Below are 17,879 nucleotides of genomic sequence, written 5' to 3'. Positions count from 1 at the left end.
GGCGCCACGGCCCGGGATCTGACCTTGCGCTTCAGAAGTTCCACCCGCCCACATGGAGTTGGCGGTAGCCCGGCCCCGTGGGGAGGGGCGGGTCAGCGGATGAAGCGGTGGTCTTCTTCTACTACGGGGGCCGCGGGGGGCGGTGGCTGCATGCGGCGGCGCTTGAAGATACTGACGTACGCGCAGATGCCGATGATGCCGACAGCCATCAGGATCAGGCCGACGAGGTGCACGTTCACGCCTTGCATGTGCCAGTCGACGGCGAATGTGAGGATCGCGCCGATCGCGACCAGGCCGATGCACCATCCCATGCCCATGGATAAACGCCTCCGAACTGAGCTGAACTGAATTGGCCGTTCCGGGCTCTGGTACGCCTTCGGGTACCCGGGCTCGGAACGGCTAATCAGTCGGCGGTGCGGCGGCGGGGGGTCAGCCGATCGGGTTGACGAAGGTGCCCGGGTGGGTGGCGCCGTCCTGCTTGACGAGGGTGCCCCAGGGCCAGTTGAGGTTCAGGGAGGTGGTCTCGTTGGGCGGGGTGACCTCGACGTGGGCCGGCTGGTAGAAGCCCTCGTCCTCCTTGGTCATGAGGAGGTTGAGCTTGAAGTCGGTGCTGTCACCGGGGTTGAGGGTGATCGAGCTGAACTTGGCCGAGGAGCGCGCCAGCGACCAGCGCTCGCCGCCGTTCTCGGAGGTGAGGTCCACGCCCGGGAAGCCGCCGATCGTGCAGGTGCGGCTGCCCTTGTTGGTCAGCACGATGCTGGTGGTCGTCGAGCCGGTGGCGTTCTCGTCCGGGGCCGCGTCCTCGCCCGTCGCGAACGCGCCCCGCAGCTCGGAGGTGTGGCAGCGCTTGGTGGCCGAGCCGCCGCCGCTGCCGCCCGACTTGTTGCCGCTCAGCGGCGCCGACTTGTCGCTCGTCTGCTCCCCGGAGCCGCCCCCGGCCTTGGCGCCGGAGCCCGCGGAACCCGACCCCGAACCGCCCTTGGCCTCGGCGCCGGAGCCGCCCTTCGCGTCCGCGCCGCCCTGCTCGTTCGAGCCGGAGCCGGGGAGGGAGCCTTCCACGGGGGTGTCCGCGGCGCTCGCCGACGTGTCCGCCTTCCCCGTCGTCTTCGCGCCCGAGGCGTCCGAACCGGAGCAGGCGGAGAGGGTCAGTGCGGCCGCGGCGGTCAGTACGGCGGCGGCGACGCGGAGGCTGCGGGTGCGGCGAGCGGTGGCGTTCATGGCGGGTTCCCCCCGGGGCGGTCGGTGTCGTTCTCTCGGTGTGACACCAATCCTGGCCGGGGGCGCTTCCGTACCGCTGCCGCTGCGCTAATGCTCCGCTAACGGGGCCTTTAGATCTCTTGAAACCGCAGGTCAGAGGTCTTTATTGGCGTCCCGTTCCGCTGCGTCCCGATCCTCTTCCTTCTTCTCCTTGCGCTGCGCGAAGAGCTTCACCAGATCGCTCATCACATAGCGGTTGGTGGCCTCCTCGTCGATCAGATGCATCTCCGCGAGGCGGTCCAGCCCGTCCCGCGTGACCTCCGGGTCGGCCCCGTCGAGCGCTGCCACCGCCGACGCGTCCACGACCCGCGTGAAGCTCGTACCGAGCGACCGCAGCAGCCGGGCGTCGTCCGCCGAGAGCCGGGCCACGGACGTACGCAGCGCCGCCGCCACGCCCGTGTCCTCGGCGGACAGCAGCGCCAGCCGCCGGCGTTCGTCGCGCAGCGCCGTGGCGAGGCGCGCCAGACGCCATCGGGGGCGGGCCGTGAGCTGCGCCGCCGCCGCGCGCAGCGCCAGCGGCAGCCCGTCGCACAGGGCCGCCAGCTCATGCGCCGCGTCCGGGTCCTCGGCGACCCGCTCCGGGCCGAGCAGCGCGCCGAGCAGCGCCACGCCGTCCTCGGGGGCGAGCGGATGCAGCCGTACGGGCCGGGCGGAGTCGGTGGCGACCAGCCCGTCCAGCCTGCTGCGGCTGGTGACCAGGGTGGTGCAGCCGGGGCCCGCCGGGAGCAGCGGGCGCACCTGCGCGGAGCCGCTGGCGTTGTCGAGGATCACGAGCAGCCTGCGGTTCGCGGCCAGCGACCGGTAGAGCGCGGCCGCCGCCTGCGGCGAGCTGGGGATGCGCTCCGGCGGCGTGCCCAGCGCGAGCAGGAACTCGCTCAGCACCTCTATCGGCGCCGCCTCGTCGCTCTCCCCGAACCCCCGCAGATCCGCGAACAGCAGCCCGTCCGGGAAGTGCGCGTCATGGGTGTGGCCCCAGCGCACCGCGCAGGCCGTCTTGCCGACTCCGGCGGGGCCGGTGATAAGCACCACGGTGCTGTCCGCGTCCGGCGGCAGCGGGGTCCCCGTGGCCGCGCCGGGCAGCGCCAGCCGCGTGATCTCCGCCAGCTCGTCCCCGCGGCCGAGGAAGCCGGCCGGCGGGCGCGGCAGCAGCCTCGGCGCCGCGGGCCCGCCGGAGCCCCCGCCGGCCGCCGTCGCGGCACCGTAGCCGGAGGCGTAACCCTGTCCCTGCCCCTGCCCCTGTTCGGGGGCGGGGCCGGGGCCGGGGGCGGAGGCCGGCGGATAGCCCTGCTCCGGCCCGTAACCCTGCTCCGGCCCGTAACCCTGCTGCTCAGCCGCGCCGGAGGCGGTACCGGAAGCTGTATCAGCGGCTCCGCCAGAGGCCCCACCAGAGGCCGCCGCGGGCCCGGACCGTCCCCAGCCCGCGCCCGTACCGCCCGCCTGCCTGGGATCGCGGGCCGCCGCGCCGGGCGGTGCGGCCTGCGGCGTACGCCCCGCAGCGCCCGTACGGTCCGCAGCGCCCGTACGCCCCGCAGCTCCCACGCCGCCCATACGTCCCGTACCGCCCGCGAGCCGCGGGTCGGCGGCCCGCGACCGCTGCTGCTGCACCCTCGCACCCGCGCCGGTGCCGGCATGGGCGGGGGCCGGAGCCGGGGCCGACGGGCCGCCCGCCCGGAGGATCTGCTCGTACGACGTGCGGAGCTGCTCCCCGGGGTCGACGCCGAGGTCGTCGGAGAGGAGCCGCCGGGTGCGGTGGTACCAGTCGATGGCGTCGGACTGGCGGCCCGCCCGGTAGAGGGCCTGCATGAGGGCGGCGATCAGTCCCTCGCGCAGCGGGTGGGTGACGGCTGCCGAGTGCAGCGTGGCGGCGGCGCGGCTGTGGTCGCCCAGCGCGCCGTGGGCGGCGGCCAGGGCCTCCACGCCGGTCAGCCGGCGCTCCTCCAGGGCGTGCGCGGCGGCGGCCAGCGGCGGGCTGGAGACGGTGCCGGAGAGCGCGGGCCCCCGCCACAGGGCCAGCGCCTCGCGCAGCAGCGGCACGGCGTCGTGCGGCGCCTCCTCGGGGCGCGCCAGGTTGACCAGTTCGCTGAACCGGTAGGTGTCGATCAGTTCCTCGGGCAGCCGCAGCAGATACGCGGAGCCGCGGGTGGTCAGCTCGACGCCGTAGGCGTCCGCGCCGCCGTCGGCGAGGGCGGCGCGGAGCTTGGAGACGTGGCCCTGGATGACCGTACGGGCGTGCTCGGGCGGTTCGTCCTCCCATACGGAACTGGTCAACTGCTCGACGGAGACGGTGGTGTTGGGGCGCAGCAGCAGCATGGCGAGCACGCTGCGGCGTTTGGCCGGGCCCAGCGGCAGCTCTCCGGACTGGGTGGAGACGGCGACCGGGCCCAGTAGTGAGAACTCCAAATCAGCCCTCCAGGAAGGCGCTCAGCGCGGCGGCGAGCAGGTGTGGGTCGTCCGCGCCGCACAGCTCGCGGGCGGAGTGCATGGAGAGGATCGCGGCGCCGATGTCGACGGTGGTGATGCCGTGCCGGGCGGCGGTGATCGGGCCGATGGTGGTGCCGCAGGGCATGGAGTTGTTGGAGACGAAGCTCTGCCAGGGGACGCCGGCGCGCTCGCAGGCGGCGGCGAAGAGGGCCCGGCCGCCGCCGTCCGTGGCGTAGCGCTGGTTGACGTTGACCTTGAGGATGGGGCCGGCGTTGGGCAGCGGGTGGTGGCCCGGCTCGTGGCGCTCGGCGTAGTTGGGGTGCACGGCGTGGCCGGTGTCGGAGGAGAGGCAGACGGTGCCGGCGAAGGAGCGGGCCTTGTCCTCGTAGCCGCCGCCGCGGGCGAACACGGAGCGTTCCAGGACGTTGCCGAGGAGCGGGCCGTCGGCGCCGGTGTCGGCCTGGCTGCCGTTCTCCTCGTGGTCGAAGGCGGCGAGCACCGGGATGTACGGGAGGTCGCCGCCGGCCTCGGCGGCGCCGGCCACCGCCGCGAGGGCGGCCGTTCCGGCGTGCACGGACAGCAGGTTGTCCATCCGGGGCCCGGCGACGAACTCGCGGTCGCGGCCGAGGTAGGCGGGGGGCTCGACGCTGTGGGTCATCAGGTCCCAGCCGGTGATGTCGGCGGCCGGCACGCCCGCCTCGTCGGCGACGAAGGAGATCAGGTCGCCCTCGTGGACGTCGCCGAGGCCCCAGATGGGCGTCATGTGGCGCTGCTTGTCGAGCTTGAGGCCCTCGGTGTGCACGGACCGGTCGAGGTGGACGGCGAGCTGCGGTACGCGCAGCAGCGGGCGGTCCACGGCGACGAGCCGGGAGGTGCCGTCGCGCAGCGTGATCCGGCCGGAGAGGCCGAGGTCGCGGTCGAGCCAGGTGTTGAGCAGCGCGCCGCCGTAGACCTCCACGGCGACCTGGCGCCAGCCGTGCGCGCCGGTGTCGGGGAGGGGTTTGACGCGCAGGTTGGGGGAGTCGGTGTGGGCGCCGATGATGCGGTACGGGGTGGCCGGGGTCGCGCCGCGCGGTACGTACCAGGCGATGATCGCGCCGCCGCGGAGCACGTACCTGCCGCCGGCCGTCTCGTCCGTGCCGTCGGCGCCCGCGGGCGCGGTCCACGACTCGGTCTCCGAGACCTGGCGGAATCCGGCCTTCTCCAGTCGCGCGGCCGCGTTCGCCACCGCGTGGTACGGCGACGGGCTCGCGGCGAGGAAGGACATCATGTCGTCGGTGTGGCCGCGGTCGAAGCGGTGCGCAGAGCTCATGGCCTCAGGATAAGGATCAGAACTGGAGAACGGACGGGGTCCGGTCCCCACTGTGCGGGAATCGGGCCCCGTCCGCGGGCTCTGCCGTCGGTTTTCGGACCGGAGCGCCGTCCACCGGCCCGCCGCGCGGCCCGTGGGAGCCGTGCCACAGAGCCTTGGCGCGAGGCCTCGGCGCGGCCCGTGAGGGCTGTGCTGTCCGCGGCCTCCACCCTGGCGGCCGAGGTGGCTCACGGGGCGCTCGGAACGTGTTCAGAACGTGACCAGCGTGAGCCGCCTCGGCTCGCGTCACGCCTCTCCGGAGGCCGCGGGGGCAGCTCAGAAGGCGTTCTCGTCCAGCTCCATCAGCGACTGGTCCACGGACTCGGCCTCGGCGCGGGCGACGGCGACGTGCGGCAGGACGTTGTGCGCGAAGAACTTCGCCGCCGCGATCTTGCCCGCGTAGAAGGCTGCGTCCTTGGAGGACTTGGCGTTGGCGGCCGCGAGCTTGTCGGCGGCCACGGCCGCGCCCTTGAGCAGCAGGTAGCCGATGACGACGTCGCCGGAGGCGAGCAGCAGCCGGGTGGTGTTGAGGCCGACCTTGTAGATGGACTTGACGTCCTGCTCGGTGGCGGCGAGGTCGGTCAGCATCGCGCCGACGATCGCCTCCAGGTCGACGGCGGCCTTGGCGAGCTGGTCGCGGGCGGGCGCCAGGTCCTCGCCGCCGGCGGCCTCGGCGAGGAACTTCTTGATCTCCTCGGAGAGGGCGGTCAGCGCCTGGCCCTGGTCGCGGACGATCTTCCGGAAGAAGAAGTCCTGGCCCTGGATGGCGGTGGTGCCCTCGTAGAGCGTGTCGATCTTGGCGTCCCGGATGTACTGCTCGATCGGGTACTCCTGGAGGTACCCGGAGCCGCCGAAGGTCTGGAGGGACTGCGCGAGCTGTTCGTACGACTTCTCGGAGCCGTAGCCCTTGACGATGGGCAGCAGCAGGTCGTTGAGGCGGTGCGCGGCCTTGGCCTCGGCCTCCTCGCCGGCGGCCTCCCGGAGGATGATGTCGTCCTGCACGGACGCGGTGTAGAGCACCAGGGCGCGCATGCCCTCCGCGTACGCCTTCTGCGTCATGAGCGAGCGGCGTACGTCGGGGTGGTGGGTGATGGTGACGCGCGGCGCGGTCTTGTCGGTGAAGGCGGCGAGGTCGGGGCCCTGGACGCGCTCCTTGGCGTACTCCAGGGCGTTGAGGTAGCCGGTGGAGAGGGTGGCGATGGCCTTCGTGCCGACCATCATCCGCGCGAACTCGATGATCTTGAACATCTGGCGGATGCCGTCATGCTTCTCGCCGAGCAGCCAGCCCTTGGCGGGCTTCCCGTCGACGGCGCCGAACGTCATCTCGCAGGTGTTGGAGGCCTTCAGGCCCATCTTGTGCTCGACGTTGGTCGCGTAGACGCCGTTGCGCTCGCCGAGTTCGCCGCTCTCCCAGTCGAAGTCGTACTTGGGCACGATGAAGAGGGAGAGGCCCTTGGTGCCGGGGCCGTGGCCCTCGGGGCGGGCGAGGACGAAGTGGACGATGTTCTCGGACATGTCGTGCTCGCCCGAGGTGATGAAGCGCTTGACGCCCTCGATGTGCCAGGAGCCGTCGTCCTGCTGGACGGCCTTCGTACGGCCCGCGCCGACGTCGGAGCCCGCGTCGGGCTCGGTGAGCACCATGGTGGCGCCCCACTGGCGGTCGACCATGTGCTGGGCGATGGCGTGCTGCTCCTCGGTGCCCTCCTCGTGGAGGACGCCGGCGAAGGCGGGGCCGCACGCGTACATCCAGATGGCGGGGTTGGCGCCGAGGACGGTCTCGGCGAAGGCCCACAGCAGGGAGCGGGGCGAGGTGGTGCCGCCGAGCTCCTCCGGGATGCCGAGCCGCCACCACTCGGCGTCCATGTACGCCTGGTAGCTCTTCTTGAAGCTCTCGGGGACCGGCGCCGTGCTGGTCTCCGGGTCGAAGACGGGCGGGTTGCGGTCGGCGTCGGTGAAGGACTCGGCCAGCTCGTTCTCGGCGAGACGGGCGATCTCGGAGAGGATGCTCTTGGCGGTGTCGACGTCCGTCTCCGCGAACGGGCCGGTGCCGTACAGCTTGTCGCGGCCGAGGACCTCGAAGAGGTTGAACTCGATGTCGCGGAGATTCGACTTGTAATGCCCCATGGCGACGGCTCCGTAAGGCTCGGGAGACGGCGATCTCTGTGGATCGATCTCTCTGGATCTCTTGTACGTACCAATCGGTAACCACCCATGATGCTACCCGTGGGTAATAACAGGCAACCCCCAAAGGGCCAACTGTGACCCAGCACGCTCGGTACGCTCGTAGGCATGTACGGCTACGACCAGAACGCGGGCGCGGGACAGGGGTACGCCGCGCCGCCCCCGCCGCCGCAGCAGCACGCGCAGCCCGGCGGCTACGGCGGGCAGCCGCTCTACCCCGAGCCGTCGCCGCCGTCCCTCGCGGACGCGGTGCGCGCCTTCACGACGGGTTCGATGTCGGCCGAGGACTTCCAGGGCATCTTCTCGACGTCCAAGGTCTACTGTCCGCGCGGTGACAATCCGGGCTTCCTCGCGCTGCACAACACGCAGCAGCCGGTGATCCCGATGTTCACCTCGCTCAAGGAGCTGCGGCGGTACGCCGGGAAGGAGTCCAAGTACTTCGTGATCACCGGCGCCGAGGTGATCGACCTGCTGCCGACGGGGTACGGCTTCGTGCTCGACATGGAGGGTGATCACCGGATGGTGTTCGACGCGAAGTCGGTGGAGCAGATGGTCGACTTCGCGATGCGCCGCATGTACGGATAAGTCCTTCCCTTACTCCTCTTTGCAAGGGCCCGCCGCGGGGAGCGGCGGGCCCTTTCGCGTACTCCGGCGGCCTGGTCCCGGGTGGGGGAATATCGGCCTCCTTGCGGGATGTTCACTGTTCAACTAAATTGGGGGCAAGCGCCGAGGAGGCCCGACATGCCAGCAGTGACCGTGGAGAACCCGTTGACCCTGCCGCGCGTGGCCGCGCCGGCGGCCGCCGAGCAGCGCCCGGTGCTGCACGTGGCCACCGCGCCCAGCGGCTTCGAAGGCGAAGGCTTCCCGGTGCGCCGGGCCTTCGCGGGGATCAACTACAAGTACCTCGACCCGTTCATCATGATGGACCAGATGGGCGAGGTGGAGTACGCGCCCGGGGAGCCCAAGGGCACGCCGTGGCACCCGCACCGGGGCTTCGAGACCGTCACGTACATCATGGACGGCACCTTCATCCACCGCGACTCGCACGGTGGCGGCGGCACGATCAACGACGGCGACACGCAGTGGATGACCGCCGGGTCCGGGCTGCTGCACATCGAGACGCCGCCGGAGTCGCTCGTCATGAGCGGCGGGCTCTTCCACGGCCTCCAACTGTGGGTCAACCTGCCCAAGAGCGACAAGATGATGGCACCGCGCTACCAGGACATCGGCGGCGGCCAGGTCAAGCTGCTCACGTCGGCGGACGGCGGGGCGCTGCTGCGCCTGATCGCGGGCGATATCGACGGACACGCCGGGCCGGGCATCACCCACACGCCGATCACGATGATGCACGTGTCCATCAACCCCGGCGCCGAGCTGACGCTCCCCTGGCGCTCCGACTTCAACGCCCTCGCGTACGGCCTCGCCGGCCGCGGCACCGCGGGCGCCGAGGGCCGGCCGTTCCGCATGGGCCAGGCGGTGGTCTTCGGCAACGGCGACGCGCTCACCATCAAGGCCGACGAGTCGCAGGAATCCCGCAGCCCCAACTTCGAAGTCGTCCTCCTGGGCGGCCGCCCCATCCGCGAGCCGATGATGCACTACGGCCCCTTCGTCATGAACACCCACGCCGAACTGGCGCAGGCTTTTGACGACTTCCAGGCGGGCCGCCTGGGGACCGTGCCGGCAGACGAGCACTGACCCTCCGCCTGCCGCGGGCTCGCACCACGCAACAACGGACCGCGCCTCCCCGGAGGCGCGGTCCGTTGCTACGTCCTCGGACGGCTATTCGGCGGCGGCTTCGGCTTCTGCTTCGGTGAACAGTTCGTCGGTGCTGGTGGCGGTGATCGCGCGGTTGAACCAGCGGTTGAGGGTGTCGAGGTCGGTGCAGCCGGTGATTCGTTCGCGGACGGATTCGGGTACGGGGACGCCACGGCCCGCCAGTAGTTCAAGAATCGACTGGGCCTTGGTCTTCGTTGTTCCGGCGGCCTCGCCCCTCAGGTAGGTCTCCTCGATGAGGGTGCCGCGGCCGGGGAAGTAGGTGCCGGGGAAATTGGCGGGAAGGGGCATGAGGGTCCTCCATGTGTCTCTCGCCGGGGTGTCTCCCAGGCCGATTTCGAGCATTTCCGAGTAGTACGCGACAGCCGCCGAGTCGGCCGTTCCCAGGGCGCTTGCCAGGGCTTCCAGTATGGCTGTGGGGTCCGGGTCTTTGGCGTGGGTGAGGGCGGAGAAGGTGGCCAGGTCGAGGTTGCGGGCGGCTTCGGTGGGGCTGGTGATGACGGGGAGGCTGTCGGGGCCGATGACCAGGGGGTGGGTGGTGAGGGCGGTCCAGCCCTCCACCCCCGTTCGGAAGGGGCCGGTCGCCCAGCGGGCGGTGGCGCGGTCCTGGCAGATGACCAGGAGCAGGGCCGGGATGCCGTACTTCGCGGCGAGGTACGCCAGGTAGTACGTCCAGCTCGCGGCCTTGTCCGGGTCGCGGCGGCCCTGGGCCTCGATGGCGAGCAGGAACGCACCGCCGTCGGACGGTTCGACGCGCAGCACGCTGTCGACGCGCCGCTCCAGCGGGCGGATCTCGGTGACGTCGCCGGTGAGGACGTCGACGGAGACTTTCGCGGCCAGCGGCACGCCGAGGACGCGGAAGATCGGGGTCACGAGTTCGGGCCGGTCCTGGAAGATCCGGTGCGACGCCTCGTGAGGGGAGTTGACCATGAGCGGAACGTACGACCGTATGGCCGTCTGATTCCGGCTTTCGGTGTGCGATCACCTGTACGGGTGGATTAGGGATAAGAGTTGACTTCCCGTCACCCTCCTGCGCCGCTCGGCGTGCCCTGTCCCCGCCCCCATGGTCCTGTGACCTGGTGGAGAGCGACATGGAAGCCGGGCGGGCCCTGGTGCCCGACGTGGTGCGGCGGGTGGCCGCCTGGTGTGTGGTGGTGTTGCTGCTCGCCGCCGTGGGGGCGGTCGGGGTGTGGTTGTGCGTGCGGTTGAAGGCCGCCGTGACGCCGGTGCTGCTGGCGCTGCTCGGGGCCGGGCTGCTCGGGCCGCTCTACCGGCGGCTCGTGGCCATGAGGGTGCGGCGGTCGCTGGCCGCGGGGCTGACCTGCGCCGCGCTCGTCGCCGTCGTGGGCGGCGCCGGGTACATCGTGGTCAGCGCGCTCATCGACACCGGCGACGAGATCGTGGCCTCGCTGAAGGACGCGGCGCGGTCCCTGTCCGACCACTTCGGGGCCGCCGGGACCTCCCTCGACGACATGGCGTCCAATGCCAGGAACTGGCTGGGCAAGTTCGGCGGCACCGCGGCCTCCGGGCTGCTGGAGGGGATCAGCGTGGTGGGCCAGGCCGCCGCCGCGGCGGTGCTCGCGCTGCTGCTGACCTTCTTCTTCCTGCGTGACTCGGACCGGGCCGCGGCCGCTCTGCGGTCCCTGGCGCCGGGGGCGGGCGGCCCGCATCTGGAGGCCGTAGCGCGGCGCGCCTTCCGGGCGATCGAGGGGTTCATGCGGGGGACGACCGTCATCGCCCTGATCGACGCGGTCTGCATCACCGTGGGGCTGCTCGTCCTGCGGGTGCCGGGCGCGGTGGGGCTGGGGGCGCTGGTGTTCGTCGGCGCGTACATCCCGTATCTGGGCGCGTTCATCTCCGGCGCGGTGGCCGTCCTGGTGGCCCTGGCGGACCGGGGGTTCGTCATCGCCCTGTGGGCGCTCGGCGTGGTGCTCGTGGTGCAGGTGCTGGAGGGGCATGTGCTCCAGCCGGTGATCCAGAGCCGCACGGTGCAGATGCACCCCGCCGTGGTGATGGTGGCGATCACGGCGGGCGCGAGCGTCGCCGGGATCGTCGGGATGCTGCTGGCCGTGCCGCTGACGGCCGCCGCCTTCGGGGTCGTCGCCGAGCTGCGGGAGCGTTACGCGGCGGGCTCGACCGGGGGCGCCGGCGGCAGCTCGGACGGGCCGGGGGCCGGCGCGTCCTCGTAGAGCTCGAACCAGATCGACTTGCCCTCGCCGCGCGGGTCCACGCCCCACGTCTCGGCCAGCAGCTCCATGAGGACCAGGCCGCGCCCCGAGGACGCCATCTCGCCCGGCTGGCGCAGGTGCGGCATGTCGTCGCTGGCGTCCGAGACCTCGACGTGGATGCGGCGCCGGTGCTGCTCCCCGGTGATCTCGGCGACGAGGAGCGCGTCGCCGTCGGTGTGCACCAGGACGTTGGTGACCATCTCGGAGACCATCAGGACCGCGGAGTCGACCTGGTCCTCGTCGGCCCAGTCGTGCATGAGGTCGCGGAGCTGCTTGCGGGCCGCCGCGATGCGCTCGGGCTCGGCCTGGGCGACGGTCAGGACGGCGCGGCGGGCGGGCGGGGGCGCCTGGTCGTACGGGCCGGGGCCGCACTCCCCGCCGTCGCGGCACAGCAGCAGCACGGCGATGTCGTCCTCGCGCCGGTCCACGAGCGGCCCGGTGGTGTGGTGCGAGGGGGGTCCGTGCACGGCCTGTACGAGCGCGTCGGCGAGCGTCTCCAGGCCGCCGACGCCCTCGTTCTCCCACAGGTCGTGGCCCTCGATGATGGAGCGGAGCCGGTTCCAGCCGGTCTCCAGGTCGTGGCCGCCGGTCTCGATGAGGCCGTCGGTGCAGACCATCATCGTCTCGCCGGGTTCGAGGACGATGCGGGTGGTGGGGTAGTCGGTGTCCGGGTCGATGCCCAGCGGCAGGCCGCCGGCGGTGGCCCGTACCAGCATGGTGCCGTCGACCAGCCGGATCGCGGGGTCGGGGTGGCCGGCGCGGGCGATGTCGAGGATGCCGGTGCCGGGGTCGACCTCGATGTAGAGGCAGGTGGCGAAGCGCGGGTCGGTGGCCGCGTCCGGGCCGCTCAGGTCGTTGATGCCGGCCAGGAAGCGGGAGGCGCGGGAGAGGACCGCGTCGGGGTGGTGGCCCTCGGAGGCGTAGGCGCGCAGGGCGATCCGCAACTGGCCCATCAGCCCGGCGGCCCGTACGTCGTGGCCCTGCACATCCCCGATGACCAGGGCGATCTTCCCGGACGGCAGCGTGATCATGTCGTACCAGTCGCCGCCGACCTCCAGCCCGCCGCCGGTCGGCACATAGCGGGCGGCCACCGCCATGCCGGGGATGTCCGGCTGCACGGTCGGCATCATCGAGCGCTGGAGCCCGTCGGTCAGCTCCCGCTCCGACTCGTGGACGCTGGCGCGCGAGAGGGCCTGGGCGAGCATCCGGGCGACCGTGGTCAGCACGGAGCGTTCGTCGGGGCTGAAGGTGACCGGTATGGAGAAGCCGGCCATCCAGGCGCCGATGGTGCGGCCCGCGTTGATCAGCGGCAGGAAGGCCCAGGAGCGGCGGCCGAACCCCTCGGCCAGCGGCCAGGTGGTGGGGAAGCGGCGGCGGTACTCCTCGGGGTCGGGCAGGTAGATGGCCCGGCCGGTGCGGATGACCTCGGCGGCCGGGTAGTCCGTGGACAGCGGCATGTCCATGAAGGGCTCTTCCTCGCCCTGCCGCTGGCCGTGGTGGCCGATGACCGATATCCGGTCGCCGTCGATCCCGAAGACGGCGAGCCCCGCCGGCTCGAACCCCGGCATGGACAGCCCGGCCGCCACCCGCAGCACCTCGGACGTGGACCGGGCCTCGGCGAGCGCCCGGCCCGCGTCGAGCAGGAACGCCTCGCGGTTGCGCCGCCAGTCGCCGGTGACGGGGGTGCGGGCGGCGGAGGTGCCGGGCTGCGGCTCGGGGACCTCCTCCAGGATGCCGACCAGTTCGTACGCCTCGGTGGAGCCGTCCTGGCCGTCGAGCGGAATCGGCTTGGTGCGGCTGCGTACGGTGCGCAGCACCCGGCCCTCGGGGTCGACGACGCGCAGCCGGGCCTCGGCGAGGGTGCCCTCGGCGACGGCGAGGCTGACGATGCCCTGGATCTCGACCCAGTCGACGGGGTGGAAGCGGGCGCGCGCGGTGGATTCGGCCACCTCCACCGGCGCGGCGGGCAGCCCCATCAGCCGGGCCGCCTCGGCGTCGAAGGTCACGAGGCCGGTGACGTTGTTCCAGCGCCACAGGCCGGTCGCGACGGCGGCCAGAACATCCTCGGTGCGCATTGCCCCACTTTATGTGGACTTGAGCCAGGGATACCAGCGAGGGGCGTAACGGTAGGCTTGCACACTGGCCTGTGGTGGACGAGCGCAGGCCCCGCCCCGGCCGCCGGCCGGCCATCCGCCCCCGATCAGACGACTTGGATGAACGATGCATCGGTACCGGTCCCACACCTGCGGCGAGCTCCGTGCGGCTGACGTCGACACCGACGTCCGGCTGAGCGGCTGGCTGCACAATCGTCGTGATCTGGGCGGCATCCTCTTCATCGATCTGCGCGACCACTACGGGCTCGTGCAGCTCGTCGCCCGCCCCGGCACCCCCGCCAACGAGGCGCTCGCCTCGCTGACCAAGGAGTCCGTCGTCCGGATCGACGGCAGGGTCAGCGCCCGCGGCGCGGACAACGTCAACCCCGATCTGCCGACCGGCGAGGTCGAGGTCGAGGTCACCGCCGTCGAGGTGCTGGGCGCCGCCGAGCAGATCCCCTTCACCATCAACGCCGAGGACGGGGTCAACGAGGAGAAGCGGCTCGAATACCGCTTCCTCGACCTGCGCCGCGAGCGCATGCACCGCAACCTCATGCTGCGCACCGCCGTGATCTCCGCCATCCGGCACAAGATGACCGCGCTGGGCTTCAACGAGATGGCGACCCCGATCCTGTCGGCGACGTCCCCCGAGGGCGCCCGCGACTTCCTGGTCCCCTCCCGGCTGCACGCGGGCAAGTTCTACGCGCTGCCGCAGGCCCCGCAGCAGTTCAAGCAGCTCCTGATGATCGCGGGCTTCGACCGCTACTTCCAGATCGCGCCCTGCTTCCGCGACGAGGACGCCCGCGCGGACCGCTCGCCGGGCGAGTTCTACCAGCTCGACGTCGAGATGAGCTTCGTCGAGCAGGAGGACGTCTTCGGGCCGATCGAGCAGCTCATGACCGAGCTGTTCACCGAGTTCGGCGGCGGTCGCACGGTCACCTCGCCGTTCCCGCGCATCCCGTTCCGCGAGTCGATGCTGAAGTACGGCTCCGACAAGCCCGACCTCCGCGCCGAGCTGGAGCTGGTCGATGTCTCGGCCGTCTTCGCGGGCTCCGGCTTCAAGGCCTTCGCCGACAAGCACGTACGGGCGCTGGCCGTGCCGGACACCGCGGAGCAGCCGCGGAAGTTCTTCGACCAGATGGGTGACTTCGCCGTCCAGCAGGGCGCGAAGGGCCTCGCCTGGGTCCGCGTCGGCGACGAGAACACGCTGACCGGCCCGATCGCCAAGTTCCTCACCGAGGACGACGTGAAGTCGCTGGTCGAGGCGCTGGACCTGAAGCCCGGCCACGCGGTCTTCTTCGGCGCCGGCGAGTTCGACGAGGTCTCCAAGATCATGGGCGCGGTCCGCGTCGAGGCGGCCAAGCGCACCGGCCACTTCGTCGAGGACGAGTTCCGGTTCTGCTGGATCGTCGACTTCCCGATGTTCGAGAAGGACGAGGACACCGGGAAGATCGAGTTCTCGCACAACCCGTTCTCCATGCCCCAGGGCGGCCTGGAGGCGCTGGAGACCAAGGACCCGCTCGACATCCTCGCCTGGCAGTACGACATCGTCTGCAACGGCGTCGAGCTGTCCTCCGGCGCGATCCGCAACCACGAGCCCGAGGTCATGTACAAGGCGTTCGCCATCGCCGGGTACGACAAGGAGACCGTCGAGGCCGAGTTCGGCGGCATGCTCCGCGCCTTCAAGTTCGGCGCCCCGCCGCACGGCGGCATCGCGCCGGGCGTCGACCGCATCGTCATGCTGCTGGCCGACGAGCCCAACATCCGCGAGACCATCGCGTTCCCGCTCAACGGCAACGCGCAGGACCTGCTGATGGGCGCGCCCAGCGAGGTCGACGAGGCGCGGCTGAAGGAGCTGCACCTGTCGCTGCGCAAGCCGCCGCTGAAGTAGTCCGCACCCCCGTACCTCGTACGCACAGAGGGCCCCCGAACCGCGCGGTTCGGGGGCCCTCCGCCGTGCTCAGTTCGAGCTGGACGAGCGGCGGAAGAACTCCAGCTCGGCGATGGCCACCTGCTTGTCCTTCGCCGTGCCGTACGCCGAGCGGATCACGAACCGCGCGGTCACCGCGTCGCGCACCCGCACGTCGATCTTCTGCACCCCGCCGTCGTTGAGCGTGTGGTGCGAGGTGTGCGCCTTGCCCGCCGAGTCCGTGACGATCAGATCGAAGTCCATCGGGCGGGCCTCGTCGGCGGACTGCGCCGTACGGGCCGAGGTGCCCGGCGTGACCAGCATCGCCAGCAGGTCCGTGGGCTGCTGGAACTTCGCCTCGATCCACTGGCCCGCCGAGTCGCCCGCGTACCCCGTGCCCCACCAGGTGTTGGAGTAGCCGTCGCCGACCAGGTCCGGCTCGTGCTTGGGCGCGTGGTGCTTGTCCGACCACGACGCCGGGTGCACGGGCACCCGCTTGGCGAAGTGGTCCTGCACGGCTCGGGCGGCCGGCGGCCCGCCGAACACGCCGCCGAGGACGACGCCGACCAGCAGCAGCGCGAGGAGGACGCGGGTCACCCAGCGGCCGTGCTCACGGTGCAGCCGCGGGCGCTGACCGGCGTACGGGCCCTCGGCGATCGCGTCCCGGTCGTCGGAGAGCGGGCTGGCGCACTGCCGGCAGAAGTGCCGCCGCGGCGGGTTCACCGTGCCGCAGTACCGGCAGGGGTCCCCGAAGTCGGCCGCGGGCACCCCCGGCGTACGCACCCGGGGCCGCTGCGTCTCGGGGCGGCCGGGCAGCACCGTGCCGGGCGCCTCCGGCGGGGCCGCGGGCGGGGTGGCGTCCGGTACGGGCACGAGCAGCGCGCGGATCGCCGTGTCGGACCGGTTCGGGGGCTCGGCGGGCCGGTGCGGCTCCCAGTCGGCACCGGGCTGCGCGGGCGGCGCGGTGGGGGTCTGCTGGGCGGGCTCGGCGGGCTGCGTGGACTGCGTGGGCTGGGAGTGCTGGTCCGGTCGGTTCGGCTGGGTCGGCTGGGTCGGCTGGTCCGCCTGGTGCGGTTGTGCGGGCTCCGCCGCCTGCTGCGCGCCCGGCCAGTCGTCGTCCGGGCCCCGCCGCGGGCGCCGGTCGCCGGCCGCCGGGGGCAGCGGCACCGTGGACTCGGTGTCAGGGTCCTCGAAGCCGGGCCGCGCCGCCGCGCCATCGGCTCCGCCTGGGGCCGCTGCGCCCGGGGCGTCGGGCCGTCCGGCCGGTCCGGACGCCTGCTCCGAATACGGACCGGAGGCGGCTCCGGGGGCGGCCCCGGAGGCAGCCCCAGGGCGCGGCTCGGCCGCCGGAGCGGGGCCGGAGTCGCGCGAGCCGTACGAGCCGTGCGGACCGTGGCCCGAGCCCGAGCTGTACGGGCCGTGCGGGCTCTGGTCCGGGCCGGAGCCGTGCGGGCCGTGCGGGCCCTGGCCCGAGCCCGCGCCGGCACCGGAGCCGGAACCGTACGAGCCGTACGAGTCATGGCCCGAGCCCGCGCCCGAGCCGGCCCCCGAGCCCGCGCCGGCACCGGAGCCGGAGCCGTACGAGCCGTGCGGATCATGGCCCGAGCCCGAGCCGACCCCCGGACCCGCGCCCGAGCCGGAACCGTACGAGCCGTGCGGACCATGGCCCGAGCCCGAGCCCGAGCCGGCCCCCGGCCCCGTGCCGGAACCGGAGCTGGAGCCCGCGCCGGAGCCGGCGCCCGCCCCCGCGCCCGTAGCATCCGACCCCCCCGACGGTCGCGCGGTGGCCGGGCCCGGGCCCGTACCCCTGGCCGGGGCGTCCGGCGGGGCGAGGTGGCCGCCCTGGATGGTGCCGCCGTCCTTCGGCACCGGGGCCGTCCTCGGGGGCGGGGTGGTGTCGACCTCGGGTGTGGTGCTCTTCGCTGCCGGGCCGTCGGCGGGCGACGTGGCCGGGGAGGAGTCCCAGCGCAGGAAGCCGCCGCAGGAGTCGCAGAAGGACTGGCCCTCCTGGCGCGCCGGGGTACCGCAGTCCGGGCAGATGGCGGCGGGGGCGTCAGACATGGGCGGGTCCCTTCGGGGGAGCGTCGGCGGCGGAGGCTACCTCGGCCGTGAACGGCAGATGCGCGGGGCGGGCCGCGGAGACGATGGCGCGCAGCCGGTGGGCGTCGACCGCCGCCGGGTCCGGGACGTACAGCGTGACCCGCAGATACGGCCGCGGGTCGCCGGGGAAGGCGCCGAGCGGCCGCGCCGACCAGGTGGCGCCGCCGCTCTCGGTGATCTCGGGCCGTACGCCGAAGGCCAGCCGCACGGCGTCGGAGAGCCCCTGGTGGGTGCCGCGCACCCGGTGCAGGGAGACGGCCGTCGCCACGGCGTGCCGGCGCAGCTCCACCGGCTCCGTGCCGTCCAGCTCCGCGCCCACCCAGGTGGTCAGCCAGTCGATGAAGTCGTCCGGCGCGAGGGCCGGCATGAAGTACGCCTCCAGGCAGTCCAGCACGTTGAAGATCGGCGCCAGCACCACGTCCAGGCCCTCGACGAAGCGCAGCGCGAAGTCGTCCTCGGCGTAGATGCCGGGGAGCTGGCCGCCGAGCGGGTGGGGGGTGCCGAGCCCGTCGACGGTGCCCCGGTAGGCGGGCGGTACCGCCGTCTCGGTCGGTGTCGTCACGCCG

General features: G+C 72.6%; 13 protein-coding genes. 4 read left to right on the top strand and 9 right to left on the bottom strand.

The window, feature by feature from the left end:
- Positions 1 to 92: 92 nt before the first annotated feature.
- The 5 genes from IF55_RS15700 to IF55_RS15680 all read right to left on the bottom strand — a co-directional run bounded on the left by IF55_RS15700 (position 93) and on the right by IF55_RS15680 (position 7,153).
- Positions 93 to 317: a DUF6458 family protein gene (locus IF55_RS15700; RefSeq protein ID WP_030887070.1), complete on the bottom strand. Its 225-nt coding sequence runs from the start codon at positions 315 to 317 to the stop codon at positions 93 to 95.
- Between the two features lie 112 nt (positions 318 to 429).
- Complete coding sequence (locus tag IF55_RS36010; protein WP_030887067.1) at positions 430 to 1,218, bottom strand: DUF4232 domain-containing protein; 789 nt, start codon at positions 1,216 to 1,218, stop codon at positions 430 to 432.
- A gap of 132 nt (positions 1,219 to 1,350) precedes the next feature.
- Entirely contained in the window at positions 1,351 to 3,657 is a 2,307-nt protein-coding gene (locus tag IF55_RS37235; protein WP_030887064.1) for an AfsR/SARP family transcriptional regulator, read from the bottom strand.
- Between the two features lies 1 nt (position 3,658).
- Positions 3,659 to 4,990 carry a M18 family aminopeptidase gene (locus tag IF55_RS15685; RefSeq protein WP_030887062.1) on the bottom strand — a complete coding sequence of 444 codons (1,332 nt, stop codon included), beginning with the start codon at positions 4,988 to 4,990 and terminating at the stop codon, positions 3,659 to 3,661.
- Positions 4,991 to 5,305: 315 nt separating this feature from the next.
- Positions 5,306 to 7,153, bottom strand: coding sequence for an acyl-CoA dehydrogenase (locus IF55_RS15680; RefSeq protein WP_030887048.1), 1,848 nt, complete (start codon positions 7,151 to 7,153; stop codon positions 5,306 to 5,308).
- Positions 7,154 to 7,318: 165 nt separating this feature from the next.
- On the opposite strand from IF55_RS15680, the gene IF55_RS15675 reads away from it, so the two are divergent.
- Both IF55_RS15675 and IF55_RS15670 read left to right on the top strand, forming a co-directional pair.
- Positions 7,319 to 7,795, top strand: coding sequence for an SseB family protein (locus tag IF55_RS15675; RefSeq protein WP_030887044.1), 477 nt, complete (start codon positions 7,319 to 7,321; stop codon positions 7,793 to 7,795).
- 156 nt (positions 7,796 to 7,951) lie between these two features.
- Positions 7,952 to 8,905, top strand: a complete 954-nt coding sequence (locus tag IF55_RS15670) for a pirin family protein (RefSeq protein ID WP_030887042.1) — start codon at positions 7,952 to 7,954, stop codon at positions 8,903 to 8,905.
- 84 nt (positions 8,906 to 8,989) lie between these two features.
- Here IF55_RS15670 and IF55_RS15665 read toward each other — a convergent pair whose 3' ends face one another.
- The gene (locus IF55_RS15665; RefSeq protein ID WP_030887039.1) at positions 8,990 to 9,913 is read right to left on the bottom strand and encodes a hypothetical protein; all 924 of its coding nucleotides are present in this window, start codon (positions 9,911 to 9,913) and stop codon (positions 8,990 to 8,992) included.
- Positions 9,914 to 10,074: 161 nt separating this feature from the next.
- Here IF55_RS15665 and IF55_RS15660 point away from each other — a divergent pair, with 161 nt between their 5' ends.
- Positions 10,075 to 11,172 carry an AI-2E family transporter gene (locus IF55_RS15660; protein ID WP_030887036.1) on the top strand — a complete coding sequence of 366 codons (1,098 nt, stop codon included), beginning with the start codon at positions 10,075 to 10,077 and terminating at the stop codon, positions 11,170 to 11,172.
- On the opposite strand, the gene IF55_RS15655 is transcribed toward IF55_RS15660, so the two are convergent.
- Positions 11,103 to 13,286 (bottom strand): ATP-binding SpoIIE family protein phosphatase, encoded by a 2,184-nt coding sequence (locus IF55_RS15655; RefSeq protein ID WP_030887032.1) that lies wholly within the window; start codon positions 13,284 to 13,286, stop codon positions 11,103 to 11,105. The two genes, IF55_RS15660 and IF55_RS15655, sit on opposite strands and share 70 nt — an antisense overlap.
- Before the next feature lie 145 nt (positions 13,287 to 13,431).
- On the opposite strand from IF55_RS15655, the gene aspS reads away from it, so the two are divergent.
- Positions 13,432 to 15,195, top strand: a complete 1,764-nt coding sequence (aspS, locus tag IF55_RS15650; RefSeq protein ID WP_030887029.1) for an aspartate--tRNA ligase — start codon at positions 13,432 to 13,434, stop codon at positions 15,193 to 15,195.
- A gap of 69 nt (positions 15,196 to 15,264) precedes the next feature.
- Here aspS and IF55_RS39385 read toward each other — a convergent pair whose 3' ends face one another.
- Both IF55_RS39385 and IF55_RS15640 read right to left on the bottom strand, forming a co-directional pair.
- On the bottom strand, positions 15,265 to 17,274 hold the full coding sequence (locus tag IF55_RS39385; RefSeq protein WP_030887025.1) for an NADase-type glycan-binding domain-containing protein: 2,010 nt from the start codon (positions 17,272 to 17,274) through the stop codon (positions 15,265 to 15,267).
- Positions 17,267 to 17,875: a phage tail protein gene (locus tag IF55_RS15640; RefSeq protein WP_048832042.1), complete on the bottom strand. Its 609-nt coding sequence runs from the start codon at positions 17,873 to 17,875 to the stop codon at positions 17,267 to 17,269. The genes IF55_RS39385 and IF55_RS15640 overlap by 8 nt, the downstream gene beginning before the upstream one ends.
- Positions 17,876 to 17,879 lie beyond the last annotated feature (4 nt).

It is taken from the genome of Streptomyces varsoviensis, assembly GCF_000718635.1.
Lineage (GTDB): Bacteria > Actinomycetota > Actinomycetes > Streptomycetales > Streptomycetaceae > Streptomyces > Streptomyces varsoviensis.
Note: the sequence above shows the minus strand (reverse complement) of the source record. Positions and strands in the feature narration are given on the sequence as shown.